The 25012-nt window shown below is 65.9% G+C and carries 26 protein-coding genes; 11 read left to right on the top strand and 15 right to left on the bottom strand.

The genetic code is table 11. The features are described 5' to 3' along the window. Window positions 1-52: 52 nt before the first annotated feature. From V6K52_RS00590 to V6K52_RS00580, 3 genes are read right to left on the bottom strand one after another with little or no spacing between them, the layout of a single operon-like run. Window positions 53-1291, bottom strand: a complete 1239-nt coding sequence (locus tag V6K52_RS00590) for a hypothetical protein (protein WP_353951968.1) — start codon at window positions 1289-1291, stop codon at window positions 53-55. After that, on the bottom strand, window positions 1288-1653 hold the full coding sequence (locus tag V6K52_RS00585; protein WP_353951967.1) for a metalloregulator ArsR/SmtB family transcription factor: 366 nt from the start codon (window positions 1651-1653) through the stop codon (window positions 1288-1290). The genes V6K52_RS00590 and V6K52_RS00585 overlap by 4 nt, the downstream gene beginning before the upstream one ends. After that, window positions 1650-2120: an SRPBCC domain-containing protein gene (locus tag V6K52_RS00580; RefSeq protein WP_353951966.1), complete on the bottom strand. Its 471-nt coding sequence runs from the start codon at window positions 2118-2120 to the stop codon at window positions 1650-1652. Before V6K52_RS00580 ends, V6K52_RS00585 begins: the two co-directional genes overlap by 4 nt. A 137-nt stretch (window positions 2121-2257) precedes the next feature. Here V6K52_RS00580 and V6K52_RS00575 point away from each other — a divergent pair, with 137 nt between their 5' ends. Both V6K52_RS00575 and V6K52_RS00570 read left to right on the top strand, forming a co-directional pair. Continuing rightward, entirely contained in the window at window positions 2258-2965 is a 708-nt protein-coding gene (locus V6K52_RS00575; RefSeq protein ID WP_353951965.1) for a M50 family metallopeptidase, read from the top strand. Window positions 2966-3084: 119 nt separating this feature from the next. Further along, window positions 3085-3447: a hypothetical protein gene (locus V6K52_RS00570; protein ID WP_353951964.1), complete on the top strand. Its 363-nt coding sequence runs from the start codon at window positions 3085-3087 to the stop codon at window positions 3445-3447. Between the two features lie 73 nt (window positions 3448-3520). On the opposite strand, the gene V6K52_RS00565 is transcribed toward V6K52_RS00570, so the two are convergent. The 4 genes from V6K52_RS00565 to V6K52_RS00550 all read right to left on the bottom strand — a co-directional run bounded on the left by V6K52_RS00565 (window position 3521) and on the right by V6K52_RS00550 (window position 7761). After that, entirely contained in the window at window positions 3521-4516 is a 996-nt protein-coding gene (locus tag V6K52_RS00565) for a DNA topoisomerase IB (RefSeq protein WP_353951963.1), read from the bottom strand. A gap of 51 nt (window positions 4517-4567) precedes the next feature. Next, window positions 4568-4903 carry a hypothetical protein gene (locus tag V6K52_RS00560; RefSeq protein ID WP_353951962.1) on the bottom strand — a complete coding sequence of 112 codons (336 nt, stop codon included), beginning with the start codon at window positions 4901-4903 and terminating at the stop codon, window positions 4568-4570. Between the two features lie 153 nt (window positions 4904-5056). Continuing rightward, complete coding sequence (gene katG / locus V6K52_RS00555) at window positions 5057-7231, bottom strand: catalase/peroxidase HPI (protein ID WP_353953832.1); 2175 nt, start codon at window positions 7229-7231, stop codon at window positions 5057-5059. A gap of 41 nt (window positions 7232-7272) precedes the next feature. Further along, the gene (locus tag V6K52_RS00550; RefSeq protein WP_353953831.1) at window positions 7273-7761 is read right to left on the bottom strand and encodes a Fur family transcriptional regulator; all 489 of its coding nucleotides are present in this window, start codon (window positions 7759-7761) and stop codon (window positions 7273-7275) included. Window positions 7762-8241: 480 nt separating this feature from the next. Here V6K52_RS00550 and V6K52_RS00545 point away from each other — a divergent pair, with 480 nt between their 5' ends. From V6K52_RS00545 to V6K52_RS00530, 4 genes are read left to right on the top strand one after another with little or no spacing between them, the layout of a single operon-like run. After that, a complete protein-coding gene (locus tag V6K52_RS00545; RefSeq protein WP_353951961.1) occupies window positions 8242-9039 on the top strand; it encodes a hypothetical protein in 798 nt (265 codons plus the stop codon). Next, the gene (locus V6K52_RS00540; protein WP_353951960.1) at window positions 9032-9430 is read left to right on the top strand and encodes an SAV_915 family protein; all 399 of its coding nucleotides are present in this window, start codon (window positions 9032-9034) and stop codon (window positions 9428-9430) included. Before V6K52_RS00545 ends, V6K52_RS00540 begins: the two co-directional genes overlap by 8 nt. Before the next feature lie 6 nt (window positions 9431-9436). After that, the gene (locus V6K52_RS00535) at window positions 9437-9733 is read left to right on the top strand and encodes a hypothetical protein (protein ID WP_353951959.1); all 297 of its coding nucleotides are present in this window, start codon (window positions 9437-9439) and stop codon (window positions 9731-9733) included. Beyond that, window positions 9730-10977: a hypothetical protein gene (locus tag V6K52_RS00530; protein WP_353951958.1), complete on the top strand. Its 1248-nt coding sequence runs from the start codon at window positions 9730-9732 to the stop codon at window positions 10975-10977. The genes V6K52_RS00535 and V6K52_RS00530 overlap by 4 nt, the downstream gene beginning before the upstream one ends. A 280-nt stretch (window positions 10978-11257) precedes the next feature. On the opposite strand, the gene V6K52_RS00525 is transcribed toward V6K52_RS00530, so the two are convergent. Both V6K52_RS00525 and V6K52_RS00520 read right to left on the bottom strand, forming a co-directional pair. After that, window positions 11258-11770, bottom strand: coding sequence for a pyridoxamine 5'-phosphate oxidase family protein (locus tag V6K52_RS00525; protein WP_353951957.1), 513 nt, complete (start codon window positions 11768-11770; stop codon window positions 11258-11260). A gap of 41 nt (window positions 11771-11811) precedes the next feature. Further along, complete coding sequence (locus tag V6K52_RS00520; protein ID WP_353951956.1) at window positions 11812-12216, bottom strand: hypothetical protein; 405 nt, start codon at window positions 12214-12216, stop codon at window positions 11812-11814. A 291-nt stretch (window positions 12217-12507) separates the two neighbouring features. On the opposite strand from V6K52_RS00520, the gene V6K52_RS00515 reads away from it, so the two are divergent. Further along, on the top strand, window positions 12508-13761 hold the full coding sequence (locus V6K52_RS00515; RefSeq protein ID WP_353951955.1) for a hypothetical protein: 1254 nt from the start codon (window positions 12508-12510) through the stop codon (window positions 13759-13761). Between the two features lie 45 nt (window positions 13762-13806). Here the strand turns inward: V6K52_RS00515 and V6K52_RS00510 are convergent, their stop codons facing one another. The 3 genes from V6K52_RS00510 to V6K52_RS00500 form a co-directional block, all read right to left on the bottom strand. Next, a complete protein-coding gene (locus V6K52_RS00510) occupies window positions 13807-14043 on the bottom strand; it encodes a WhiB family transcriptional regulator (protein WP_353951954.1) in 237 nt (78 codons plus the stop codon). Continuing rightward, entirely contained in the window at window positions 14044-14193 is a 150-nt protein-coding gene (locus tag V6K52_RS00505) for a hypothetical protein (protein WP_353951953.1), read from the bottom strand. Window positions 14194-14332: 139 nt separating this feature from the next. Further along, window positions 14333-14965, bottom strand: coding sequence for a hypothetical protein (locus V6K52_RS00500; protein WP_353953830.1), 633 nt, complete (start codon window positions 14963-14965; stop codon window positions 14333-14335). Window positions 14966-15173: 208 nt separating this feature from the next. Here V6K52_RS00500 and V6K52_RS00495 point away from each other — a divergent pair, with 208 nt between their 5' ends. Then, window positions 15174-15623: a cupin domain-containing protein gene (locus V6K52_RS00495; RefSeq protein WP_353951952.1), complete on the top strand. Its 450-nt coding sequence runs from the start codon at window positions 15174-15176 to the stop codon at window positions 15621-15623. Between the two features lie 33 nt (window positions 15624-15656). Here the strand turns inward: V6K52_RS00495 and V6K52_RS00490 are convergent, their stop codons facing one another. Genes V6K52_RS00490 through V6K52_RS00480 form a run of 3 tightly spaced genes read right to left on the bottom strand, consistent with a single transcriptional unit; the run spans window position 15657 to window position 18070 of the window. Next, on the bottom strand, window positions 15657-16352 hold the full coding sequence (locus V6K52_RS00490) for an alpha/beta hydrolase (protein ID WP_353951951.1): 696 nt from the start codon (window positions 16350-16352) through the stop codon (window positions 15657-15659). A 54-nt stretch (window positions 16353-16406) separates the two neighbouring features. Further along, window positions 16407-17372: a hypothetical protein gene (locus tag V6K52_RS00485; RefSeq protein WP_353951950.1), complete on the bottom strand. Its 966-nt coding sequence runs from the start codon at window positions 17370-17372 to the stop codon at window positions 16407-16409. Window positions 17373-17386: 14 nt separating this feature from the next. Then, on the bottom strand, window positions 17387-18070 hold the full coding sequence (locus V6K52_RS00480) for a DUF6345 domain-containing protein (protein ID WP_353951949.1): 684 nt from the start codon (window positions 18068-18070) through the stop codon (window positions 17387-17389). A 552-nt stretch (window positions 18071-18622) separates the two neighbouring features. On the opposite strand from V6K52_RS00480, the gene V6K52_RS00475 reads away from it, so the two are divergent. The 3 genes from V6K52_RS00475 to V6K52_RS00465 are packed head-to-tail and all read left to right on the top strand — an operon-like array spanning window position 18623 to window position 24509. Continuing rightward, window positions 18623-21337 (top strand): DNA methyltransferase, encoded by a 2715-nt coding sequence (locus tag V6K52_RS00475; RefSeq protein WP_353951947.1) that lies wholly within the window; start codon window positions 18623-18625, stop codon window positions 21335-21337. Further along, window positions 21334-23319 carry a DEAD/DEAH box helicase family protein gene (locus tag V6K52_RS00470; protein ID WP_353951946.1) on the top strand — a complete coding sequence of 662 codons (1986 nt, stop codon included), beginning with the start codon at window positions 21334-21336 and terminating at the stop codon, window positions 23317-23319. Before V6K52_RS00475 ends, V6K52_RS00470 begins: the two co-directional genes overlap by 4 nt. Continuing rightward, the gene (locus V6K52_RS00465; RefSeq protein WP_353951945.1) at window positions 23316-24509 is read left to right on the top strand and encodes a GIY-YIG nuclease family protein; all 1194 of its coding nucleotides are present in this window, start codon (window positions 23316-23318) and stop codon (window positions 24507-24509) included. Before V6K52_RS00470 ends, V6K52_RS00465 begins: the two co-directional genes overlap by 4 nt. Window positions 24510-25012: the final 503 nt, after the last annotated feature.

Here is a 25012-nt window from a genome sequence, read left to right as displayed (position 1 = left end):
CGAAAGGGAGTGTCTTTGCCTCACCGCATGAGGCAAAGACGGTGGATATCCGTCAGGAGCGGCAGCCGTCGACGTTTTCCTGCGTCATCGACCACTTCCATGCACCGTCTTCCACGAGCATGTGCGCATCCACCGGAACGTTCATCCCCGATGTTGTCACATGGGCCGAAACCTTCGTTGCCGGCAATTTCGCCTTGGTCCCAGGGATAGTGATCGTTCCGGCGTCGGTGACGCTGAGCACCTTCGACCACTTCAGATCCGGGACCTGCTCGCTTTTGCGGCAGTCCAGGTATTGCTTCTCCGAGATCACGCCACGTTGGGCGCTGACCAGCGTGGCGTACTGAGCCTTCCAGTCCTTCTTCTCGAAGAGGTCGACCCACACCTTGAAGGCCGCCTCGGCCGTTCCAGTCGGGGCCGCGGGAGCGGTCGCCGACGATGCGTCATCTGCATTCAGGCCCAACGAGCCGGTGTAGACCGCACATTCGACGGGCGTGCCCGAAGTCATCACACTTGCATCGATCTTGATCTTGCCTGCCGCCGGAACGAGCTCCGGGAACTCCGAGCCGCCGCCGACGATGTTCCCAGCGGCGTCGGAACAGGCGATGGCCAGCCGGACGTCCTTGAGAGGCTGGTCAGTGGGATTGCTGAGTTCAAAGCTCGCCTCCTGTCCGCCGTACTCGGACTTCGAAATGGCGACCTTCGAGACCGGCAGCTTGGGAAAGGGCTTGTCACTGAAGGCACCAGCGGCCTCGACATCCAGCGTTGCCTCGACCTTCGCGGCCTTCTCCCCCGGAGCCAGATCCACCTGAGTACCGACAATGTGGTCAGCCGAAGGCTGCGTGAATGACTCGACCTGCGAGCCAGACTTCAGCAATTTTCCCGCAGCGTCGAGGACGTTGAAGTTGACGGTGACCGTCTGCCCGACATAGGTCGAATTGTTGTGGACGACGGCCGTCACCCAGACGTACTCATCACTCTGACCAAAGCCGCTCTTGACGACAGTTCCAAGGTCCTTCGGTGCGCTCGCTTTGGGAGCGGAAGCCGTGGCCGAACTTGTCGCATTCCCAGACGACCCAGCGCCGCCGCTTCCACATGATGCGATCGCAAGGACTGCTGTGGTTGCGACAAGAATGGTGCGGATCACGAAATGCCCCCGGTGGTGTTGTGGTGTGCAAGAGGAACGTAAACCAGGGTTGTGCGCCTGTCCGTCGAATGGCGCGTTCCGGCAGCGCCATTCGGACAGCATCGGCGCCGTGTCGATGACACTGTTGCAGCACGCACCGTCGGTCACCCGCTGCCAACCACTCCGCCCCGGGAGTGCTTGCTCTTCTGCTCGATGGACTCGGCCAGCTTCTTGATCCGACCCATGCGCGCATCCCAGGTCTTGCCGACGGCATTGAGCTGGGCGACGGCCCGGGCGAACTGCGCGTCGTCGATCCGATAGTGCTTCTCTCTCCCCGCTACCTCCGCGTGCACGAGACCAGCACGGTCGAGGACAGCGAGGTGCTTGGCCACGGCCTGCCTGGTCACGGGAAGTCGCTCACTCAGGCTCGTGGAGGTCGCGGTCCCCTCGGCCACGAGGATGTCGAGCACCTGGCGGCGGATCGGGTCGCCGATGGCGGACCAGAGCTGGTCGTCGATGGCGGTGGTCATCGCGACGAGGCCACCTTGGCGGCATGGTCCCGCAGCTGGGGTAGGAACAGGTCCCAACCGTTCTCGTGGTCATGGAACGCCTGCTCGAGAACCGCTGCCTCCCAACCCTTCTCGCGGAATCCGGTCTCGGTCAGGTGCAGCACCGTGCCGGGAGGCGACGACTCCAGAGCGAACGTCACGAGCAGCGAGTTACCCTCGGCCGGCAGCTCGCCATCGGGTGAGATCCAGCGGAACGAGAAGGTGCGCGGCGGGTCGCAGGCCACGACGACGATGGGGCTCGGCTGGTCGCGGTCTGCCCAGACGAGCACGCCGACCGCTCCGGGGACAGCTGCCTCGAGCGAGGCGTCGTCGGACCACCACTCGCGGATGTGTTCGGGCTGGCTGATGACCTCGAAGACCACCTCGGGGGTCGCGTCGATGCGGATCTCGCGCTCGAGCGTTCCGAACTCGCGTGCCTCGACATCCATGCCCAGCTCCGTTCGCGCAATCATTGGTTGCGCCCCACGCTACCCGAGGTGGTGCGCCGATTCGAAGTGCACCCTTTTGTTGCTTCTGGTGAGTGCCGTGGATGAACTCACAGAACGCTCGCCTACGCTCGCCGCCCATGGACGTCGGCACCGAACTCACCTCGCGCCTCGGCGCAGCCACGCCCGGACTGCACCCCAGCGCCCTGACCACGGCCGTCATCGCAGCCCTCGCCGTCGTGCTCATCCCCACCGTGTGGCTGCAACTGCGGATCGCGGTCACCCTCGTCCACGAGCTCGGCCACGCCATCGTCGGCACCGCATTCGGCCGCCGCTTCTCCGGCTTCGTCGTCCGCGGCGACATGTCCGGCCACGCAGTCACCGTCGGCCCGGCCCGTGGGGTCGGTCGCATCGCGACGACGTGGGCTGGCTATCCGATGCCGGCTCTCGTCGGTCTCCTCATGATCTGGTCGGCAACCACGGGGTATGCCGCCGCGCTCCTGTTCGCGTGCCTCGTCACCCTGGTCGTCGTGCTGGTTTTCGTGCGCTCCGCCGGGACCCTCATCACCGTCGCAGCCGCCGGGGCCGGCATCGGCGCCCTGTGGTGGTGGCGCCACGACGAGGTCCAGGCGCTCGCCGTCCTGACGACCGGCTTCGTCCTGCTCATCGGTGCCTGGCGTCACCTCGGAGCCCTCACCTCGTCACACGGTCGGCGCGACCGTGGAAGTGACGCGGCAGTGCTGAGGCAACTGACCGGCATACCTGCGGCCTTGTGGATCGGCACCTTCGTCGCAGTCCTCGGAGCGGCCACGTGGGGCGCCACGCGTCTCGTCCTCGACCTCGCCTGAATCGCCGCAGCCGAATCGCAGCGGAATCGCAGCGAGTGGGCGTTGAGTCTGCGGCCTTGGGAGTCAATGCAGACGCCGAGGGGTCGTAGTCCTCAACTACGCGAAGTGAAGGGATTGTCATGAACCGCACACTCCAATCCGTAACTCGAGGGCTGGCCACCGCAGCTGTAGTGGCCTCAGTCGGCCTCGCCGGAGCCAGCACGGCCCAAGCGCGCGAGGCTGCATGCAACGACAACTTCGTGGGTGGCACGAACAACTCTGGGGCCAGCCTCCAGGCAGCGTCGGGTTCGGCCTACCGCAAGGGCCCCGGAGTCGGCTATTGCAACATGGGAAACCGCGAGGGTCTGGCCTACATCTGGTGCACGAAGCGCAGCGCCGATGGCAACCCGTGGTACCTCGCTCGCGACAACTCCTCGGGTGTCTTGGGCTGGATCTGGGCTGGGAACGTCATCAGCACGTCAGGCACGATCCGGAACTGCTGACCGCAGGCTCACCGGTGCTGCACGGTGCGCGCTGGGTCGCGCGCTGTGCAGCACTGTCGCGGAGCTGGGAGAGTCAGTTGAGCAGGGTGCGGACGGCCTTCTCGATCTTCTCCTGTCGCTTCATCGGGTCGCGGCTCGTGGCCTTGGGGATCGAGATCGTCTCGCCCCGGTCGTAGCGGTCGAGGACGCGCGGGTCCACGTAGGAGTTCTTGGCGATCGTCGGGGTGTTGCCGAGATAGTCGGCCACCTGCTGGACCGCATCCTTGACCGCACGACGCCTCGAAGTCTTGGTGTCACCCGGCTCCGGTGAGGTCGCCAGCGCGGCTGCGGCGTGGACGGTCGCGTGCCAGGTGCGGAAGTCCTTGGCGGTGACCTCGGCGTCGAAGACCTCCGCGAGATAGGCGTTGACGTCGGAGGAGGCGAGGTCGGACCAACCGGAGGCCGTGCGATAGGCCAGGACTCGCTTGGACTGGCTACGGCGTCGGCGCATCTCGGTGATGGCCTCGGCGACGTCCAGGTCCCGGATCGTCACCTGCTGTTCGACGCTGCTCTTGCCGGTGAAAGAGAACTGCAGTCCTTCGCGGACCTTGCGGACGTGCTGGCGCTCCAGGGTCGTGAGGCCGAACGACCCGTTGGCATCGGTGTAGACGTCGTTGCCGATGCGGAAGTAGCCAAGATCCAGCAGGCGCACGGCGACTGCGGCGGCCCGCTCGAGCGGCATGCCGTCGAGGTTGAGATCACGGGTGACGCGGCGGCGGACAGCCGGGAGCTGGGCGGCCGCCTCGAGGATGCGGTCGAACTTCAGCGCGTCCCGCTTGGCGCGCCAGTCGGGGTGATAGAGGTACTGCCGCCGACCGGCGTCATCGGTGCCGACGGCCTGGATGTGGCCATTGGGCACGGAGCAGATCCACACGTCCTGCCAGGCAGGCGGGATGGCGAGGGAGCGGATCCGCTCGACGTCGGGCTGGGGCAGTCGCTTGCCCGCGTCATCGACATAGGTGAAGCCCTTGCCGGCTCGCCGCCGCGTCCAGCCGCGGTCCTGTGGCGCGACGGTGCGCAGTCGGGTCATGGGCGCCATCGTCGCAGGTCAGGGGCTCGCGTGGGATGGTGACTGGGGTGGTTACCAGTCGTGACCGTGGGTGATGAGGGCCGACTCCAGCTCGAAGCGCTGGCTGCGCGACAGGGACCCGCGACCCTCGGGCACCGGGAGGTCCACGCTGCGGCAGTAGTCCCGCAGGACCAGGTCGTAGGCCAGGGTGCTGGCGGCCAGCCGCTCGGCCTTCCACGGCTGGTCTCCCTCCTCAACCAGTCGCAGGTGCTCGGCCATCCGGGACAGCTCAAGCCCGAGCAGAACAGGCGGCAACGGCTCGTCAGGCTGGCGGCGCCGGGTGGCCAGGACGACCGCCAGCAGGGCAGACAGCATCACCAGGGCGCCCATGCCGAGGGTGCTGTTCATCCCGCTTCACCTCGGGGTCATTTTCCCCCGAGGAGCCCTTGCCCACAAGGCCTCCCAGAGACGACTTATTGCCCGTTTGGGCACCGTTCCAGCGGACGTTGGCGGTCCGCGGGCGGTGCCCAAACGGGCAATAAGTCGAAGCCTGTGGGCTACCTACTTCTTGACGTCGAAGCGGTCGGCGTCCATGACCTTGGCCCACGCGGCGACGAAGTCGTGCACGAACTTCTCGCTGGCGTCGTCGGAGGCATAGACCTCGGCAACGGCCTTGAGCTCGGAGTTCGATCCGAAGACGAGGTCGGCGCGCGTGCCCGTCCACTCCTGGCCGCCAGCGCCACGACCCGTGTAGGTGTCCTCGCCTGCAGACGTCCACGTCGTCCCCAGGTCGAGCAGGTTGACGAAGAAGTCGTTGGTCAGGGTGCCGACGCGATCGGTGAGCACACCGGCGGTGGAGCCACCGGAGTTGGCGCCGAGGACGCGCAGACCACCGACGAGGGCAGTCAACTCGGGCGCCGAGACACCCAGGAGGTTGGCGCGGTCGATGAGGAGGTACTCGGCCGGGAGGCGGTTGTCGCTCCGGTCGTAGTTGCGGAACCCGTCAGCCTTCGGCTCCAGCCAGGCGAACGACTCGACGTCGGTCTGCTCCTGGGTCGCGTCGCCACGGCCCGGGGTGAACGGAACCTCGACCTCGACGCCGGCGGCGCGAGCGGCCTGCTCGACACCGACGTTGCCACCGAGGACGACGGCGTCGGCGAACGAGATGTTGTTCGCGGTCGCGATCTCCTCGAGCTTGCTGATGACACCCGCGAGCTCGGTCGGGTCGTTGGCCTCCCAGGACCGCTGCGGCTCGAGACGGATGCGGCCACCGTTGGCGCCACCCCGCTTGTCGCTGCTGCGGAAGCTGCCGGCCGAGGCCCAGGCGGCCTTGACGAGCTGCGTCGCCGTGAGGCCCGAGGAGACGATCGCGGCCTTGGCGGCGGCGATGTCCGAGTCCGACGTGCCCAGCGTGTTGGCGGGGATCGGGTCCTGCCAGAGGAGCTCCTCAGCCGGGACCTCGGGGCCGACGTAGCGGTCGACCGGCCCCATGTCGCGGTGGGTCAGCTTGTACCAAGCCCGCGCGAACGCGTCGGCGAAGTCGGCCGGGTTCTCGTGGAAGCGGCGCGAGATCTTCTCGTAGGCCGGGTCGACCCGAAGGGCCAGGTCGGTCGTCAGCATGGTGGGGAGACGCATGGCGCCGCCCTCGTCGGGTGCCGGGATCGTGGCTTCGGCGTCCTTGGCGACCCACTGCGAGGCACCGGCCGGGCTCTGCGAGAGCTCCCACTCGTGGCCGAAGAGCTTGTCGAAGAAGTCGTTGTCCCACTCAGCCGGGGTCGAGGTCCACGTGACCTCGAGGCCACTGGTGATCGCGTCCTTGCCCTTGCCGGACCCGAACGACTGCTTCCAGCCCAGGCCCTGCTCGTGCAGGGGGGCGGCCTCGGGCTCGGGGCCGACGAACTGCTCGGGGTCGGCCGCGCCGTGGGTCTTGCCGAAGGTGTGGCCTCCGGCGATGAGCGCGACGGTCTCCTCGTCGTTCATGGCCATCCGCTTGAACGTCTCGCGGATGTCGACGGCTGACAGGGCCGGGTCCGGGTTGGCGTTCGGGCCTTCGGGGTTGACATAGATGAGGCCCATCTGGACTGCGGCGAGCGGGTTCTCGAGGTCGCGCTCACCGGTGTAGCGCTCGTCGCCGAGCCACTCGGTCTCGGGACCCCAGTAGACGTCGTTGTCGGGCTCCCAGGCGTCGACGCGGCCACCGGCGAAGCCGAAGGTCTTGAAACCCATGGTCTCGAGCGAGACGTTGCCGGTGAGGATCATGAGGTCGGCCCAGGACAGGCTCTGGCCGTACTTCTTCTTGACCGGCCACAGCAGACGGCGAGCCTTGTCGAGGTTGCCGTTGTCGGGCCAGGAGCTGAGCGGGGCGAAGCGCTGCTGACCGGTGCCACCGCCGCCGCGACCGTCCGCGACGCGGTAGGTGCCGGCGCTGTGCCACGCCATGCGGATCATGAACGGGCCGTAGTGGCCGAAGTCGGCCGGCCACCAGTCCTGCGAGGTCGTGAGCACCTGCGCGATGTCGCTCTTGACCGCGGCGAGGTCGAGGGTCTCGAACGCTGCGGCGTAGTCGAAGTCCTCGCCGAGGGGGTTGGTCACCGGCTGGTTCTTCGCCAGGATCTTGAGGTTGAGACTGTCCGGCCACCAGGTGCGGTTCGGGTCACCCTGCGTCGGCTGTGAGGTCGCGCCGTGCACGACGGGGCAACCGCCGGCTCCTTCAGAGGCGGGGGATTCCTCGTTCATCTCCCTGACTTCGGCGTCGTCGGTCCTGTTGTCGTTGACTGTCATCGGCGTCCCTTCTGGTTGTCTGTTGCGGTAGTGGTGGGTTCAGGGCTGGTGGATATGGCGGATTGGGTTGTCCCAGAGGACTTTTGGCAGGTAGCGCACAGTCCCCAGTAGATGACCTCGGCCTCGTCGACGGCGAAGCCCTTGGGGTCCTGGGCGTGCAGGCACGGAGCCTTGCCGGTCGCACAGGCGACGTCGGTGATGGAGCCGCACACACGGCATACGGCGTGGTGGTGGTTGTCTCCCGCTTGCAACTCGTAGCGCGCCACGGAACCCGTGGGCTGCAGGCGGCGCACGATGCCCGCCTCGGTGAGCGCGTTGAGGCAGTCATAGACCGCTTGGTGCGAGACGGAGGTATGCCGTGCGCGCACCTGCTCGATCACCGTTCCGGTGTCGGCGTGCGGACTGTCGTGCAGCGCGTGGAGGACGGCGACGCGGGGGCGGGTCACCCGAAGGTTCGCCCCTCGCAGCAGCTCCTCGACATCCATGGGCACGGCCCCAACCATGGTCCCTTTTCTTGAACCTGTCAAGAAAACATCGCGTGACCATCTGGGGACAGGCGAAGGGCCCTTGGAAGTATGAGTTCCAAGGGCCCTTCAGGGTGATCGGTCGATGTGACGATCCCGATCGACGTCTCTTTGCTTCCGGCCCCGGGTGCCTACGTCACCTGGCTCCCGCGGCGAGCGAACCCGCCGTATGGACCTTCTTCTCCGAGCTGTCCCGCTCTCCCCGGGGGGAGTGCGTAGGTCATTTGTACGCCTCAATTGCCCTGTGCCACAAGGGGTTTGGCGAAACTAGTTCAACAAGTTTTTCCGTCCACAGAGGGCGGTAGGTTGTCCACCGAAACACACCGGTTGTCCACATGGTGCCGGCAGATGTCCCCACCTTGTCCCCAATGGGCTGTGGACAGACGGTCCGGGGAGTGCTCCCCATCGCGGCGCCTGCGCTGGCTCGTTAGCCTCGACCCCATGACTGCCCTGCCCTCCCGACCGTTCGTCGGCCGCGACAAGTGGGGACACGTGGGCATGTATGCCGCCCTGGGGGCCGTTGGGGCCGCGGCCGCGTGGGCGGTCCTCCTCATCGACGGCGGGAGCACCTTTTTGCTCACCCTGTCGATCTACACCGCTGTCGCGGCGGCGCTCACCCTCGCACTGGCCGCTGCGTTCGCCGCGACCCGCCAGCTGCCCACGCTCACCGAGTCCACCTTCGAGGGTCGACCAGCTCGCGGCCTGCATGTCCTGCGCGCTGAGTGGTGGCACACGAACGCCGTCGACCTCTCCCTTGCCCTGGGGTCCTTCACCCTGGCTGCCCTGGGGATCCGTGAAGGCTTCGACATGCGCATCCCGGGGATCGCCGTCGGGGTCTTCGGGCTGTGGTGGCTCATCCGCGTCCTGCTCACCTTCACGAGCCGACGCAACAACAACGGCTTCTGGCTCACCGACGACGAGCTGATCCTCGAGTCCGGTGAGGGCCGGGTCAGGTGCCCACGCGCCGAGGTCACCGGTGCACTCGCGCGCGGCAAGTGGAGCCTCGCCGTCGGCATGAAGGACGGCGTGACATTCGAGCGCTGCCCCTGGCCATGGCGGCCTCGGTCCTCGGATCTGGGCTGGCACATCGCCTGCGTCAATCTCGACATGACCGCACACAACGCCGACGATGTCGCGGACTGGCTCTGCCACGAACTGGGGCTCGAGCAACCAGCGCGCCACCCCCTGCCCGGAACTGACTCGACCCGAACCGATGAGGAAACGACAGCACATGAGTGATCAACCGCAGACGCCCCAGGCGCCGCCCGTTCCGCCGATGCCGGCACCTGCTCCGGAGACTGCTCCGGCACCGCGCGTCGGCGAGTCATCGGAGGCCGCAGACAGGGAGCAGGCGGTGAAGGAGCATCTGGCGAGCTTCCCCCCAGTGGTCTATGTCCCCACGACCGACGAAGCCGAGCCCGCGCAGCGCCACATCATCCTGCACACGCTCCAGGACGGCCGCACAGCTCTGTTCGTGTACTCCGCCCCGGACCGGTTGCGCGACATGTATCTGCCGGATGCGTCGTGGGTGCTGTGCGATGGCGCCCAGCTGCAGAAGGTGCAGGAGCAGACGCCGTTCGACTTGCTGTTCCTCGACATCGACCCCGACCTGCGCGACGAGAAGGGCTGAGTCTCCATGGCTGAAGTTGATGTCGATCCCGCTGTGCTCAGCCAGATTGCGACCGGTCTGGACACGGGGGCCAGAGGTCTTGAGGGCCTCTCCGGGTCGGTGCCGGCAGGCATCGACGCCGGGCCGATGACCGGTTTCGTCGCCTCGATGCTCAGTCAGATCGTGAGCAGCGCCGGCAATGTCTCGACCTCGTGCACGGCCGCCGCGGATCAGGTCCGGGAGTGCCGTTTGTACTACCTGCGCACCGATGCGGACTCCAAGGCCACCCTCGAGGACATCGCGAAAGTGATGGCCCCCAAATGAGCATCGACACCGAGATCCAGGGGAAGCCCGGCAACATCGAGTCGTCCGCGTCTTGGCTGCGCGACAAGCTGGAGGACGAACTCAGCGACGCTGGCGACGAGTTCAACGGTGCCCGCAAGAACGCCGCCTCCACCTGGAACTCCTCGGCCGGCGACCAGTTCGTGTCGGTGATGAAGACGGCCCGTGACGAGACCGACGATCTGGCCAAGGCCGCCAACACGATGGCCGGGGACCTCGACGACTTCGCCGGCAGCCTGCGCTCGTGCCAGAGCGAGATGGGGACCTGCCGAACGACCGCCACAGCGGACAAGCTGACCGTCACCGGTTTCATCATCGAGGACCCCGGCGCGGGCCCGGCGCGTCCGCCGGACAACTTCACCGGGACCGAGGCTGAAGTCACCGAGCACAACAAGGACGTCGTCGCCTACGACAAGCACCAGGACCTCATTCGTGCCTACAACAAGGCATCGCAAGAGGCCAGTCGAATCGACCGGAAGTACGAGAAGGCCTGTCGCGACCTGCAGGACAAGTACCAGCCGGGGGAGCACGCCGCATGGCTCCTCACCCTCGGCGAGATCACGGGTGACGGCGCGCTTGCCGGTCTGGCAGCGAGCGCCGGCCTCAAGCACAAGTCCGCCCTGCTGTCGCGGGCTGACAACCTCCTCACCGAGGCCAAGACCGCGATCGACGACATGCAGCGCCACCCCGAGCGCTACATGAAGCGCAAGTGGCTCATCTTCAAGACCCTCGACGCGGCCAAGCTCAACGCCGACAAACTCGCCATCGAGGGCAAGTTCGCCGAGGCCGAGGACCTGCTCAAGCAGGCGCGGAACCTGGACGCGCCACCTCCGGACGGGAAGCTGCCCAAGGGCCTCAAGGTCTTTGGCAAGGTCCTGGGACCCCTGGGCTTCGGGGTCGGGGTCTACAACGACTACCAAGAGGGTGAGTCGAACACCCAGATCGCCGTGTCACAGGGTGGGAGCCTCGTCGCCGGGACCCTGACGGGCATGGCGATCGGTGCGGCCGTGGGGTCGGTCGTGCCGGTGGCTGGCACCGCTGTCGGGGCCGTGGTCGGCACCGTGATCGGCGCCGGCATCGCGATCTTCTCCGATGGTGCCATCGACTCCCTCTTCGAGAACGGGCCCGATCTGAGCAAGGCGGCCGAGGAGGGATTGGACGCTCTGAAGGACACCGGCAGCGCCATCAAGGACGGGATAGGCAAGATCGGCGGACTCTTCGGCTGACTCTCGGCCCTGAACGGAAACCCAGACAAGGGGTATGCCGGCCGCTCAGTGAGCGGCCGGCATACCCCTCGCTTTCCATCCGCAGCGGAATCGCAGCGGATCCGCAGCGGTCCCCGCGACCATCAGCGCACGACGGATCGCATCGAAAGGTGCGAAGGTCGGCTTCCACAGCTGACCCTCTCCGAAGGAGGGGAGCTCAGGGTCCTCGCGAACGCGGCCAATCTCGCGCGTTTGCGAGGACCCTGAACTGTGCTCTGGGGGATCAGGGGAACGCCAACGTTCAGAAGCGGAAGCGCGTGCAGTCCTTGGGGAAGGCGAACCACGCCATCGCGCGGCGCGGGGTGATGACGCGCAACCCGCCTCCGTGCTCGCCAGACCAGGAGTCGGGGCCGGGGGAGTAGCCGCTCTCCTTGTATTTCGTGAAGGCCTGCGACAGGCGCGCACCGAGGTCGTCGGCATCAGCGCGCGTCGCCACCGAGTCGCCCTCGATGATGACGACTTCGGTTCCGCTCTCGAGCGTCAGCGTGACAGCCGGGTTGTGTTCGACATTGCGCGTATGCCGTGTCGTCGGCGCTCCGTCGTACCAGAACCTTCCGTCGAGCCAGACGCCCCACCGGGGCACTGAATGCGGTGTGCCGTTGGGGCGCACGCTGCTGAGCCAGTAGTGCAACGACTGCACGAGGCGTGGCTCGACGTCGGACCAGGCGAGCTGGCCGTCGGAGGTCTGCGGGATGCCGTAGCCGTCCGGAAACACGGGACGGTCGGCGGTGGGTTGAGGTGCCGTGGTGTCCATGATCGCGACGCTACGCCCGGCCACCGACCGTCACAGCTGAATCAGCCCTGACGCCACTGTCCTTCCCACCACTGGCCGCCGTTGCGGGCCTCGGGACGCGCGGTGTGGCCGGCCGCCAATTGGATGCAGAAATCGTGTGCCGCCACCGGGCCCACGACGAGGCCGCCTGTGAACCTGAACTGGTACTGATCCTGCCGACCGGTGGGGTGGAAAGTCTGAATCGCTCGATCTCCGTTGTCGGCTTGACCCGTGAGCTGGATCCATCCAGCTCCGCCGTACGTCACCCTATTGACGACGGTGTACTGCTTGCCGCACCAAAATTGCTCTGCGGCGGCGGTTGCGCGTTGACCTGGCGCATCACCGACTGCCTGCCCGGCGCTCGCGCCGGCGAGCAGAAACCCACTGCTGATAACGGCCACTGCAGCACCTCGGATTGCCCTGCGCATGATGGTCCCCCTTACGACAGTGCCTTCGCCTCTGCGAAAGCGATGACGTCATCCCATCACGGCTGGTGAGGTCGTGCATCTCGAGCAATCTGCACCCTCCCGTTGCCTTGGTCTCGATGCCGCGGCTGACGTGGAACAGCCGGGCCGGTGCGAGGCCCGTGGTCGTCCTTGGGGTCGAAGTGAAGGGGGACCGCTGAGCGGAAGTCCGTGGACGGCATACGCGAGCGGGTAGCGTCTTGACGCCAGCCCTCGCCCGGCGTCACGTGCGAGCAAACCTCAGGAGAGCCCAGCGTGGACGGCGAAATTCAGTTGATCAGTGACGGCGACGGCGTGGCAGTCATCGGGGATCCGAGAACCGTTGAACTCTTCCTCGCGGCTGAGGGTCTGGAGTCAAGAGATCTCGGTTTGCCGAAGCTCGCGAGTGCGCTCAGCGTTTCCGGTGGAGCCGCCCACGTCGGTTCCGAAATCGCTGCCAACTCAGGTCGCTGGGTGAAGTTGACCGAGAAATCGGCGAAAGCGCTGAAACAGCAGGGCACGTTGATGAAGGGTTCCGAGCCGGGCGCTAGCCGAGCCGTTTTGACGGACAAGGGCAAAATCAAGGGATTCCTTGAGATCACCAAGACGCCGGGGTCATTGCTGAGCAACCCGGCGCTCTTGGCCGGTGCCGCAGGACTCATGGCGCAGTTGGCGATGCAGCAGACGATGGACGAAATCACGGACTATCTCGCCCTGATCGACGAGAAGGTCGACGACGTCCTGCGCGCACAGAAGGACGCTGCCTTGGCCCGCCTCATCGGTGTCGGTCTGGTCATCGATGAGTCCATGACGATCCGTGCCGCGAGGGGCCGGGTGGACGAGATCACGTGGTCGAAGGTGCAGGGTGCGCCGGCGACCATCGCGGAAACCCAGGCGTACGCGTTGCGGCAGCTCGATGCTCTCGCGGAGAAGCTGGAGACCAAGGCAAAGTCAGGGGATTTCGCCGAGACCGCCAAGGATGTCGAGTCCAAGGGGCAGGAATGGCTGGCCGTGCTGGCGAGAACCTTCCACCTGCAAGAGGCGATCGCTGTGCTGGAACTCGACCGCGTCCTGGATGCCTCTCCCGAGGAGATCGATGGCCATCGACTTGGACTGAAGGCGGCGCGGCAGGCGCGGCTCGAACTCATCGCCCGCACCACACAGGGGCTCGTGGCGCGAATGGATGCGGCAGCAGGGCGAGCCAACCAGCGGGTCCTGTTGAACCCGATCGACTCGCGGGAGGTTGTCCAATCGAGCAACCGCTTCGGAATAGCGCTTGCTGACTTCCACGGGCGGCTCGGCATCGAAGGCGACCGGCAATCAATGGAGGCGAGGCGATGGGCACAGGCCGCCACGGACGTCAGGGGCAAAGCATTTGAGACCGGGGCAGGCGGGCTCAACGCCGCCAAGCGTCTTGGCGGCGGGACACTCGACCGGACCAAGACTGCGACGGGGATGCTTTCCGGGCGGTTCACTGAGCGTGCCAGACGTCGGCGCGGTGACATCGACATTCCCGAAACGGATAGCTGAACGACGTTCGCCTACCGACATCCGCCACGGCCTGCCGATGGGTGTTCAAGCAGCGGCACCGTCCTTACGCGGACGGCCCACGCGCGGTTTGCGACCGACGATTGATCCGTCGTGGAAGATCTCGCCACCCCAGACGCCCCACCGTTCGCCGCGGTCGAGAGCGCCGTCCAGGCATGAGCGTCGCAGGGGACAGCCTTGGCACAGCGCCTGGGCGAGCGCGATGTCGTCAGGGGCGTCGGCGAACCACAGGTCGTCCCCGGGGAGCTGGCACGGGGCGCGCACTCAGCGGGTCCTTGTCGTGGCCTTGACCCGAGCGCGAACCCAGCGGATCACGTGGAGTGAGGATCCGGGACGCTGCGTCTCGGTATGGAGGCCGTAGCGGGAGTCCATCTCGGCTCGTACCGTTTCGGGGCTGAGGAACGCGGTGATCATGGCGGGTCCTTCTTGACCTCAAGTCGGCGCCAGCGGCTGCTGACAGGTCAACAGTCGCCGAGTGAGGTAGCGGCCGACATCGGTCAGGTGCCTTATTTTCGTGCGTGACAGCTACCTCAGCCGTGCCAAGTCCGCTACCTCAGGGAGCGAGGTCGACGTTGGTCTCGCGCCGCCCTCGGCGGGAGAGGTAGCCGTGCCACAGCAGTCGGGCTGCCGTGGAGCGGTGCGGTCGCCACTGCTCGCCGAGCTCCTCGAGCTCGCGGCCATTGGGCACGTGGGCGAGCCCGAGCCGCTCGGCGACCGCGACCTGGAGGGCACGGTCACCGACCGGCCAGACATCGGGTCGGTCGAGGCAGGCGAGGAGATAGGCCTGTGCCGTCCAGGGACCGATGCCCGGCAGCGCGGTGAGTCTCTCGATGACCATGTCGTCGGGCAGCGCTTGCAACCCGGCGAGGTCAAGGTCACCGGAGTCGACAGCCACGGCGAGCGCGCGCAGGTAGCGATCCTTCTGGCGCGAGACACCGTCCTCGCGGAGCTGCTCGGGAGTGGTCGAGAGGAGTGCGGCCGGGGTCATAGCACCTGCTCGCGCACGGACCCGGGCGTACGCGGCTGCGGCAGAGGCCAGTGACACCTGCTGCTCAAGGATGAGCAGGACCAGGCTGGGGAAGCCCGGCGGTCTCGACCACCGCTCGGGTACCCCGTGGTCGTCGAGCTCGGCGGCGAGGTCCGGATGGCGCTCCGCCACCTCCGCGACGTGCCGCGCCCACTGCATCTGGTCCACTCGCTTCCTCGCTCAGGACGTGAGGTTCGCGAGCAGGCAGGGTTTCATGCCTGGACCCTACGACCAGCCACTGGGACGGTGGTCCTGACTCGCGATCAGACGGCGCCTGCTGCGGTCGACGACCGTCGATGGTGTCTGATCCACCACTGTCGTCGCTCTCGCTAGTCTCGAGGCAGTCGACCGAGAGGACCTTCCCGTCATGAGCATCACCGACAACGGACCCAAGCCCAACGCCTTCGACATCGAGAGCGCCACCAGGCAGAACACGGCCTACCGCTCGGTGGCGTGGACGGGCAAGTACCTCCAGGTGACGCTGATGTCGATCCCCGTTGGCTCCTCGATCGGGCTCGAGGTCCACCCCGAGACCGACCAGTTCCTGCGTCTCGACGCAGGCAATGGCGTATGCCGCATAGGCCCGTCCGAGACCGAGCTCACCGACATCGAGGTCAGCGACGGGTGGTCCATCCAGGTGCCCGCCGGCACCTGGCATGACGTCGTCAACAGCGGCGACGAGCCGCTGCAGCTCTATGCGATCTATGCGCCTTCGCACCACGCCCAAGGCACCGTGCACGAGACGGCCGAGGACGCCGAGAAGGACGAAGAGGCGGGCACCGACGAGCCGCCGGAGTGGACCGTCCAACCGAGTTGAGCCGTCGGCCCGGACTGACCACACCCCTCCGGGTCACTGCCCTCGCAGTGACAGCTCCGCGAGGAAGTCCGCGACAACAGCAGCAACCTCTCGCCCGTGCGTGAACGGCACCATGTGGGCACCGGCCGCGAGCGTGACGTGTCGACTTCCGTCGCCGCCACGAGCCGCGACCGAGGCGGCCCAGTCGTCCAGGCAGATGTGGTCGCGCGGACCGCGGACGACGAGCACCCGGGCCGTGACGCGGTCGAGGGTCTGCTCGATCGAGTCCTTCCGGACCGCCTCCAACCCCCGCACCATGGCCGGCAAGGTCGTCCTGGCGTACTGGCGCAGCAGCGTTGGCACCTGGCGCGGTGTCTCGTACGGGACCGTCGCGACCCACGCGGCCATCAACCGTGGCCACGTCGTGGTCCGGGGGTCGGTGGTCGGACCGACCAGGACGAGGGCGACCACCCGGGCCGGCTCGAGCGCCGCGACGTGCGCCGCGACCTGGCTGCTCGCGGAGTGCGCCAGCAGGACCACCCTGGTGGCGTCGTCCGGCAGGACGGCCAGCACGTCCTCGGCCAGCGCCCGCGGGTCTTGGTCCTGCCGGCGGTGCGCCGGTTCACCGAAGCCGGGAAGCAAACGAACCGTGGACCCCGCACCACCCGGCAGGTGCTTCAGCGTGGGGCGCCACGACTCCGGGCCGAGCCCGAGTCCGGGCAGGGCGAGCAGAGCTGTGGGCTCAGTCATCCGCCCACGCTAGCCCTGTCCGCCCTGCGCCTCCGCAGCGGAGCGACCCGGCGGCTACTGGCCCTTGGTGCGACCTCTCACGACGACACCCGGCTCGAGCTGGCCGCCGCCGTACCCCGCCTCGGCGAGTGCCTTGGGGTGGGCGAGCGGGAGGTACTGGCCGAAGCGGACGCTCGCCGTCTCGTCCTTCCCGACCTCCACTCCGGAGATCTCGCCCTCGACCATGAGGGCCGGAGCCGCGAACGTCTGCACGACATCGGCCGGCAGCGCGAGCAACCCGAAAGTCGCTGCGGTGATGGTGATGTGGCCTTCGCCCTCACGAACGCCCACCCCTGACCAGCTCTGCGCGAGCAGCCCAGAGAACGCCTCGTCGAGTGACTGGGTTGCCACCTCACCGGTCGTCTCGATGCCGCGGTTGACGTGGAACAGCCGGGCCAACGCGAAGCCCCGCCCGTCGTCCTGGGGGTCGAAGTGAAGATTCGTCTTCGCACCGGGACCGATGAGCGGAAGGCCGTGGACGGCATACGCGAATCGCACTGTGGCACGCCCGGGTCCGGAGTCCACCTCCTTGCCGTCCTCATTGAGCTGCGCCCATTGGCCAAGGCTGACGTCGATGCCGGCGTGCTCGGCGCGGATGCCGATGCGGTGGACGAGCTCGAGGCCGTGGTGGCTGAGCTCCTTGGCCGCCGAGTCGCCGAGACGGTAGGTGCCGTCGCGGTCGCGTTCGACATCGCTCCACTTCCGGCTTTCATCGGCGTATGCCGTGAGTCGCTCGACGTTGCGCGCTCGGACCGCGCCGCTCGCCGAGAAGACCTCGACCTGGCCGCGGTCGCTACCAATGGCATAGCCGTGGGGGACCTGGGCGGTGCCCTTGACGTCGATGTCGAGGACCTCGGCGATGGCGCGCGTGGTCTCGGCGCTGTCGCGAAGGCAGGGCGGAGCGTGGGTGACGACCGGGGTGGTTTTGGGGATGTCGGGCAGGTCGACCTTGAAGTCGATGTCGGTGAATTGCAGTGGCATGACTGGCTCCTCGCTCAGCAGGTGCCGCGCGCGGTCCAGAAGGACCGGTTGCTGACAGGGTCGGTGGTCTCGGCGGCGCGCAGCCGCTCGTTGTAGGTGGGGACGCCCGGGGCCTCGGCCCGCAGGTAGGCCCATTGGACGTTGCTGCCCTCGACGATCTCGTTGGCCTCGGCCCAGGCTTCGCGCACGGGGATGTCGACGCGGAAGAGCCAGCTGCCAGACCAGTAGTAGAGCCACGCGGCATACATGGCGAACCACGTGCCGCGGGAGTTCTGCCCGCCACCGGAGTAGCTGCTGTTATGGAAGCCCAGCATGTAGTGGAGCCGCTGGAACGCCGGGATCCAGCGCCCGACACTGTTGTCCGACCCGTGGTGCAGCAGGTCGCAGGCGTGCGTCGCGAAGATCTCGAGGTCGTTCTTGCCGAAGTCGACGGCCTCACTCGTCGTGACGTCCCCGCCCCAGACGAGGAAGCCGTCCTGCCAGCCGTGCGAGCTCATCTGCATCGCGTCGATCTGGTCGCTGCGTTGGGTGGTGCCGGCCGTCGTGACGAAGTCGGACTCCTTCACGTCGCTCTCACCATGGTTCTGGGTCCAGTCGAACTCGGACAGCCCGCCGAGCGTCGACGCGAAGCCTTCAGCCTCGAGTCGACGGCCGTCGATGCCGTCCTTGATCCACCACGACCCCACGTACTTGGCCATGTTGCGCCCCTTTGCTTTCGCTGTGGGCCACCGGGAGTCGGTGGCTACAGGGAAGGAGGAGCCGGTATGCCGTCCAGATACGTGGTGTGGTCCCCGGCGAGCCGTGGCCGTCGCGGTCCATTCCGCCCTGAAGCCCAGGTGCTGGTCAGTAACGACTGTGTCCAGCTTGGGAATCCATCGAGCCCCCACACGAGGACGCTCCTCACGCTCAATTGGCTGCCCCTACTGCCCCTTGCAGACCCCTACGTACCGCCACTTATGGCCCGCGAGCGTCGGCGCACCCTCTGCTTGCAAACTCAGCCCGATTTCGTCGCCAAGCATTGTCCGTGAGTGCGGCACCGGGTCGAACGTCCCCTGACAGCGCCCGTTGCGCAAACCGTTGCAGTACTTCGTTGCAGCACGCGACGGCCACCTGAGCGCGACCTGCCTGCGGGTGGGAACTTGCCCGTTAGCTGGATCGCGATGCCAGCAGGGCGGCATGACCGCGAGCTGTCAATGACACAGAGGCGACGTGGCCCATGATGGAATCATGTTCGTGAACGTGGTGCTGCAGTGGTGAGGCTCAACCTGAGGGCCGTCGAGGAGCGAGTCGCTCCTCTCGGAGGGCGCGAGTCGTACGACTGCGAGTTCATCTTCGACCTGCTACTCGCGTATGGAAAGCCTCAGGGCAATGTCACGCGACTGCGCAACGGCTCGCTCAGCGTCGCGGGTGACAAGGCGACCGAAGTCGCGCAGAAGAACGTCGTCTACTTCAAGGAGACCACGGGCGACCCGCTCGCGGTGATCGACGAGCTGAAGACCTCGCCGACGGTTGTCCGGTATCGCACCCGCTTCGTGATCGTCACTGACTACGACGAGCTGCTCGCCGTCGACACGAAGACCGGCGAGAACCTGATGATCCCGATCCGGGACATCGACCAATACTTCACGTTTTTCCTGCCTTGGGCGGGCATGGAGAAGGCCCAGTACGTCTCCGAGGCCCACGCGGACGTCAAGGCCGCCGAGCGGATGGGCAAGCTATTCGATGAGCTGCTGGCCGCCAACCCTGGCCTCCTGGAGCTTTCAAACGGCCGCCACACCCTCAACATCTTCTTCACCCGGCTGCTGTTCTGCTTCTTCGCCGAGGACACTGGCATCTTCACCGAAGGGCAGTTCACCAACGCCGTTGGCTCCCACACCCAGGCCGATGGGTCGGACGTGGACGACTTCTTGGCGGCGCTGTTTATAGCGCTGGACACCGAGGACCCGGCCGACAAGCCGACCCATCTGGCCTCGTTCCCTTACGTCAACGGCCGGCTCTTCGCCATGGAGTCTGGGCAAACGGTGCCGGCGTTCACCAAAGCCGCACGCGACCTGCTGATCTCGCTGGGGACGCTGAACTGGAGCGAGATCAACCCCGACATCTTCGGGTCGATGTTCCAGGCGGTCGTCAACCCCGACGAGCGCAGCGACCTCGGGCAGCATTACACCTCGGTTCCGAACATCCTCAAGACGATCGAGCCGCTCTTCCTGGACGGCCTCCGTGAGCATTTAGACGTCGGCTTCGACTCCGTCCGCAAGCTCGAAGCGCTGCTCGATCGGATCAGCGCGATCAAGGTGTTCGACCCTGCCTGCGGGTCCGGCAACTTCCTCGTCATCGCCTACAAGGAGCTGCGCAAGCTCGAGCACGCAATCCTGGAGCGCCTCGCCGAGCTCGACCCGAAGCACCAGGTGCTGTTCGCCGAGTCGAGGATTAGCATCGAGAACTTCTACGGCATCGAGATTGCTGACTTCGCCACTGAGATCGCGATCCTGTCGCTCTGGATCGCCAAGCACCAGATGAACACCGAGTTCAAGGAGAAGTTCGGCGTCTCCATCCCACTGATCCCGCTCAAGGAGACCGGCCAGATCCAGCAGGGGAACGCGACCCGCGTGGACTGGAACACGGTCTGCCGGAACGACGGAGGCGAGATCTACCTGATCGGGAACCCTCCGTACAAGGGCGCGAAGGCACAGACGCCGGAGATGAAGGCCGACTTCCCGTTCGTCTTCGGCAACCGTCCCTTCGGCAAGAACCTCGACTACATCGCGATGTGGTTCGTGAAGGGTGCCGACTACATCAATAATACCCGCGCTGAGCTCGCGTTCGTCACGACGAACTCTGTCTCCCAGGGCGAGCACGTCGGACTGATGTTCCCGATGATCTTCGCCAAGGGCATCGAGATCGGCTACGCCTACACGTCCTTCAAGTGGGAGAACAATGCCAAGCGCAACGCAGGTGTGACAGTCGCTGTCATCAACCTCCGCGTGGAACGGCCGGGGGCAAAGTACATCTACACCGACGGACTGCAGATCGAGGCCAAGAACATCAACGGGTACCTGGCTGAGGCGTCGTCGTCGGTTTACATCGCGAAGTCGACCAAGCCGAGAAACGGGCTCCCTGCGATGGCCTCCGGCAGCATGCCACTGGACGGCGGCCATCTGATCCTGAGTTCCGAAGAAGCGCACCGACTTAGGAGTCAGCCGGCCGCCGCGCCTTTCGTCAAGGAGTTCCTCGGCTCCGATGAGTTCATTAGTGGCCGCGACCGCTACGCGCTTTGGATCCCTGATCGCGACAAGGAGGCCGCGTTCGCAAATCCGGAAATCGCCGCGCGCGCAGATCGCGTCGCAGACTTCCGAGCACGTAGCAAGAGGGCTGCTACGGCTGACCTCGCCACGGTCCCGTGGCGATTCGGGTATCGCAGCCATCAGTTCGTGCCTTACGTTCTGGTTCCGAAGGTGTCGTCGGCTCGGCGAGAGTACATGCCGCTCGGCTATCTGGGGCCGGAGACCGTGATCTCGGACCTGGCTTTCGCTGTGTACGAAGCTGAGCCCTGGCTCTTCACGCTTCTGTCCTCGCGCATGCACATGGCTTGGCTGGGAGCCGTGGGCGGCCAGATGAAGACGGACTTCCGTTACTCGAACACGATCGTCTACAACAGCTTCCCCGTCCCGCCGCTCACCGATGAGGTGAAGGAGCATCTCACCGTCGCGGCGCTGCGGGTGCTTGACGTGCGTGAGTACCACTGCGAGAAGACCCTCGCAGAGCTTTATGACCCTGATCTGATGCCGGATGACCTGCGAACGGCCCACGCCGAGGTCGATGCACTCGTCGACTCGATCTACTCCAAGCATGGGTACGAGACCGACGAGCAGCGACTGTCGGACCTGTTCGATATGTATGAGGCGATGACTGCCGCTGAGGCCACGAGGGCCCCGGCGAAAAAGACAAGGGGCGCACGCCAGTGAACGCGACCAAGAGGCCGATCAACGTCGTCGATGTGACCTACGCCCGCACGGGCGGGTCGGTGAACACCGACGCGATGGGCATGCGAGAGATGCAGCAGCGCGTCTTCGCCGTGCGCGACGCCCAGCATCTGCTGGTCAAGGCTCCGCCAGCCTCGGGCAAGTCGCGTGCGCTGATGTTCGTCGGCCTCGACAAGCTTTACAACCAGGGTCGGAGCAAGGTCATCGTCGCGGTGCCCGAGCGGTCGATCGGCGCGTCGTTCGCCTCGACCGAGCTCACCAAGTTCGGGTTCTTCGCCGACTGGGAGGTCAAGTCGGAGCACAACCTCTGCGACCCCGGCTCCTCGCAGGGCAAGGTCGGCGCGTTCATCGACTTCCTCAACGGCCCGGACGCCGTGTTGGTGTGTACGCACGCGACGCTGCGGTTCGCCTTCGAGAAGGTCGCCCCCGAAGCGTTCAACGGCACCGTGCTAGCGATCGACGAGTTCCACCACGTCTCCGCGGACGTCGAGTCCAGTCGCCTCGGTGCGTTGCTGCGCGAAGTCATGAAAGGCTCGGATGTGCACATCGTCGCGATGACCGGCTCGTACTTCCGCGGCGACTCGGTCCCGGTGCTGTCGGCGGAGGACGAGGCCCGGTTCACGCCTGTCACGTTCAACTACTACGACCAGCTCAACGGGTACGAGCACCTGCACTCGCTCGGCATCGGCCACCACTTCTACCAGGGCCGCTACACCGACGCGATCGGCGAGGTCTTCGATCTCGACAAGAAGACGATCATCCACATCCCGAACGTGAACTCGGGCGAGTCCACCAAGGACAAGATCGAGGAGGTCGGGTTCATCATCGACGCGATCGGCCACGTAGAGTCGACCGACCCTGATACTGGGATCATTAGCATCCGCCGGTCCGATACTGGAGTGATCCTGCGCCTGGCTGACTTGGTGGACGACACCGACCAGAAGAAGCGCGCCGACACCCTGCACTATCTCTCCACGGTCGCCTCGAAAGACCGGGACGCCGCGGACGTGATCCTCGCACTCGGGATGGCCAAGGAAGGCTTCGACTGGCCCTTCGCCGAGCACGCCCTCACCGTCGGCTACAGGGCCTCGCTGACCGAAGTGATCCAGATCATCGGCCGCGTTACCCGTGACTCCCCGCACAAGGAGCATGCCCAGTTCACGAACCTGATCGCCGAACCCGACGCCTCGCAGACCGAGGTGAAGGTGTCGGTGAACAACATGCTCAAGGCAATCACCGCATCGCTCCTGATGGAGCAGGTACTGGCGCAGAACTTCGAGTTCAAGACCAAGCGCCTCGGCGACGACGAGCCGACCCCGCCGGGCGTCATCAGGATCAAGGGGTTCAAGGAGCCATCGACGGAGCGTGTGAAGCAGATCGTCGAGACCGATCTCAACGACCTTAAGGCCACCATCCTGCAGGACGACACGTTCGCAAAGGCAGCTATCGGCTCCGCAGACCCGGAGACGACGAATAAGGTGCTAATTCCGAAGATCATCCGGGAGCGCTACCCCGACCTGGACGAGTCGCAGGTCGAGGAGCTTCGCCAGCAGGTCGTGGTGGATTCGGTCATCAAGAACGGCGAGGTACGCGAGGTCGGCGACAAGCGGTTCATCAAAATGTCCGAGAAGTTCGTGAACATCGACGACATCAACATCAACCTCATCGACTCGGTCAACCCGTTCCAACGGGCCTTCGAGGTCATCTCCAAGTCCGTCACGCCGTCAGTGCTTCGGATCATCTCCGACGCCATCACCGCGACCCGAGTGGAGATCACGGAGGAGGAGGCCCTCGCGGCATGGCCCAAGATCCAACAGTGGGCCAAGGTGAACGGCCGCAAGCCGAACGTGCGATCGGATGAACCGACCGAGAAGCGATACGCCGAGGTGCTGCTGTTCCTGCAGCGAAAGAAGCAGGAACGCGACGCTGCGGCGCGAGCGACGCAGATGGCTGACGAGTCGTGAGTGAGAGTGAGGGCACTGGACCGGTCGAAGTGGTCTTCCCGACCAGCATCGACGCCATCCTCGACTCCGACATCGACGGTCTGCTCGACACCAAGGAAAAGGCGGCCAAGGTTACCGCCAGTGACCGGCTCGAGCGGGCTTTCCTGGAGGTCGTGGAGTTCCGGCGTGCTCACGGCCGGGTCCCGAGCTCAACGACGCTGGAGATCGCCGAGCGCAAGCTCGGCGCGCGACTGGACGGTATCCTCGCAAGCGACGACAAGATTGCGGCTCTGATGGAGCTCGACGAGTTCGGCCTACTGGATAAGCCCGAGGGGCCGGCGTCGATCGACGACCTGCTCGGAAGCGACGACATCGACCTGCTCGGGGATGAGTCGGGCCTGCTGGACGTTTCAGACCTGCCGGTACGCCGCCAAGTCCATGACAGCGGTGAGGTTGCCCGACGCACCAAGGCGCAGGACTTCGAGCAGTACGAGCCGCTGTTCAAGCAGAAGCATGTCGAGCTGCAGGAGGGCACAAGCAAGCTGCTGCCATATTCAGGCATGACCCACATTGTGCCCGGGGCATTTTTCGTGCTCAACGGCGTCATGCTGTTCATCGCTGAGGTCGGAGAAACCGAGTACAAGAAGACCACCGTGCGCGAAAACAAGCGTGAACGGCTCCGGTGCGTTTTCGAGAACGGCACCGAGTCCTCGATGTACCGCCAGTCCCTTGGAATCAGGCTGAGCGACGAGGACGGACACATCATCGTCCAGACCGACGTTCCCGAGATCCTCACCGACGACGAGGTCAGCGGCTACATCTATGTCCTGGAATCTCTCAGCGATGACCCCCAGATCGCCGCCCTGAAGGACCTGCACAAGATCGGCTTCTCGCGCGACTCGGTTGAAAGACGGATCAAGAACGCCGTGAAATCGCCGACGTACCTGATGGCTCCCGTCGAGGTGGTCGCCACATACCGCACGTACAACCTCAAGGCGTCAGCTCTGGAGAACCTCCTTCACCGCGTGTTCGCGGAGGTCCGGCTAGATCTGACCCAAGTCGACCGCAAAGGTCGCAACTACGACCCGTCCGAATGGTTTATCGTCCCGAGGGGCGTGATCGACCAGGCGATCGACCTGATCATCTCTGGGGACATCGTCCGCTACGTCTACGATTCCAAGGCCCAGAGGCTAGTCGAGCGTGGCCGCTAGGTCGCGCTCCACGCGGTCGACGAGGACGGCGAGAACGGCACCGCCCGCAGTCGGCGCGGCGAAGCCGCGCTCTTGATCTCATAGAGGTCAATTCAGCAAACGCGCGCCCTGTGGTGGGGACCTCGCCTAGTTGTCCGTCACGACCCTCAACCGATCTTGGGAATCTGGGTCAGCCCAATCCTCCCGGGCTGCCACAACGGCTGCCCAGTCGGATTGTCCGGTTGCTGGGGCCGGCAACGCACGGTAGAAGAGCAACACAGCAGACCACAGGGCCGTGACCCCCTGCGACACCGATGTCATCGACGTGAGGATCTGGGGCTGGGCGGCCTCGCCTCGGGATCGACGCTGGTGTCCTACGACCTGCGTCCGTTGGTGCCCGACTGCTTGTCGACGGCGCCTTGCTGCAGTTCAAGGTCGTGCGCGTCACTACGCAACGAGGCCATTCCGAGTTTCGGCGCCGTTCCGATCGTTTGGGCTGGGGTCACGCCCTACTCTTGGGCGAT

This window comes from Knoellia sp. S7-12 (assembly GCF_040518285.1).
In the GTDB taxonomy this organism is placed as follows: domain Bacteria; phylum Actinomycetota; class Actinomycetes; order Actinomycetales; family Dermatophilaceae; genus Knoellia.
The sequence above is the reverse complement of the archived record's forward strand: the minus strand, read 5'-3'. Positions and strand labels throughout refer to the sequence as shown.

Excerpts from the sequence above, each read along its gene's own strand:
- V6K52_RS00525 (WP_353951957.1), bottom strand. The coding sequence starts at position 11,770 with ATGGACACCACGGCACCTCAACCCACCGCCGACCGTCCCGTGTTTCCG.
- V6K52_RS00585 (WP_353951967.1), bottom strand. The coding sequence starts at position 1,653 with ATGACCACCGCCATCGACGACCAGCTCTGGTCCGCCATCGGCGACCCG.
- V6K52_RS00545 (WP_353951961.1), top strand. The coding sequence starts at position 8,242 with ATGACTGCCCTGCCCTCCCGACCGTTCGTCGGCCGCGACAAGTGGGGA.
- V6K52_RS00480 (WP_353951949.1), bottom strand. The coding sequence starts at position 18,070 with ATGGCCAAGTACGTGGGGTCGTGGTGGATCAAGGACGGCATCGACGGC.
- V6K52_RS00540 (WP_353951960.1), top strand. The coding sequence starts at position 9,032 with ATGAGTGATCAACCGCAGACGCCCCAGGCGCCGCCCGTTCCGCCGATG.
- V6K52_RS00535 (WP_353951959.1), top strand. The coding sequence starts at position 9,437 with ATGGCTGAAGTTGATGTCGATCCCGCTGTGCTCAGCCAGATTGCGACC.
- V6K52_RS00565 (WP_353951963.1), bottom strand. The coding sequence starts at position 4,516 with ATGACCCGACTGCGCACCGTCGCGCCACAGGACCGCGGCTGGACGCGG.
- V6K52_RS00580 (WP_353951966.1), bottom strand. The coding sequence starts at position 2,120 with ATGGATGTCGAGGCACGCGAGTTCGGAACGCTCGAGCGCGAGATCCGC.
- V6K52_RS00495 (WP_353951952.1), top strand. The coding sequence starts at position 15,174 with ATGAGCATCACCGACAACGGACCCAAGCCCAACGCCTTCGACATCGAG.
- V6K52_RS00575 (WP_353951965.1), top strand. The coding sequence starts at position 2,258 with ATGGACGTCGGCACCGAACTCACCTCGCGCCTCGGCGCAGCCACGCCC.
- V6K52_RS00505 (WP_353951953.1), bottom strand. The coding sequence starts at position 14,193 with ATGATCACCGCGTTCCTCAGCCCCGAAACGGTACGAGCCGAGATGGAC.
- V6K52_RS00560 (WP_353951962.1), bottom strand. The coding sequence starts at position 4,903 with ATGAACAGCACCCTCGGCATGGGCGCCCTGGTGATGCTGTCTGCCCTG.
- V6K52_RS00550 (WP_353953831.1), bottom strand. The coding sequence starts at position 7,761 with ATGGATGTCGAGGAGCTGCTGCGAGGGGCGAACCTTCGGGTGACCCGC.
- V6K52_RS00490 (WP_353951951.1), bottom strand. The coding sequence starts at position 16,352 with ATGACTGAGCCCACAGCTCTGCTCGCCCTGCCCGGACTCGGGCTCGGC.
- V6K52_RS00500 (WP_353953830.1), bottom strand. The coding sequence starts at position 14,965 with ATGCAGTGGGCGCGGCACGTCGCGGAGGTGGCGGAGCGCCATCCGGAC.
- V6K52_RS00520 (WP_353951956.1), bottom strand. The coding sequence starts at position 12,216 with ATGCGCAGGGCAATCCGAGGTGCTGCAGTGGCCGTTATCAGCAGTGGG.
- V6K52_RS00530 (WP_353951958.1), top strand. The coding sequence starts at position 9,730 with ATGAGCATCGACACCGAGATCCAGGGGAAGCCCGGCAACATCGAGTCG.
- V6K52_RS00570 (WP_353951964.1), top strand. The coding sequence starts at position 3,085 with ATGAACCGCACACTCCAATCCGTAACTCGAGGGCTGGCCACCGCAGCT.
- V6K52_RS00485 (WP_353951950.1), bottom strand. The coding sequence starts at position 17,372 with ATGCCACTGCAATTCACCGACATCGACTTCAAGGTCGACCTGCCCGAC.
- katG (WP_353953832.1), bottom strand. The coding sequence starts at position 7,231 with ATGAACGAGGAATCCCCCGCCTCTGAAGGAGCCGGCGGTTGCCCCGTC.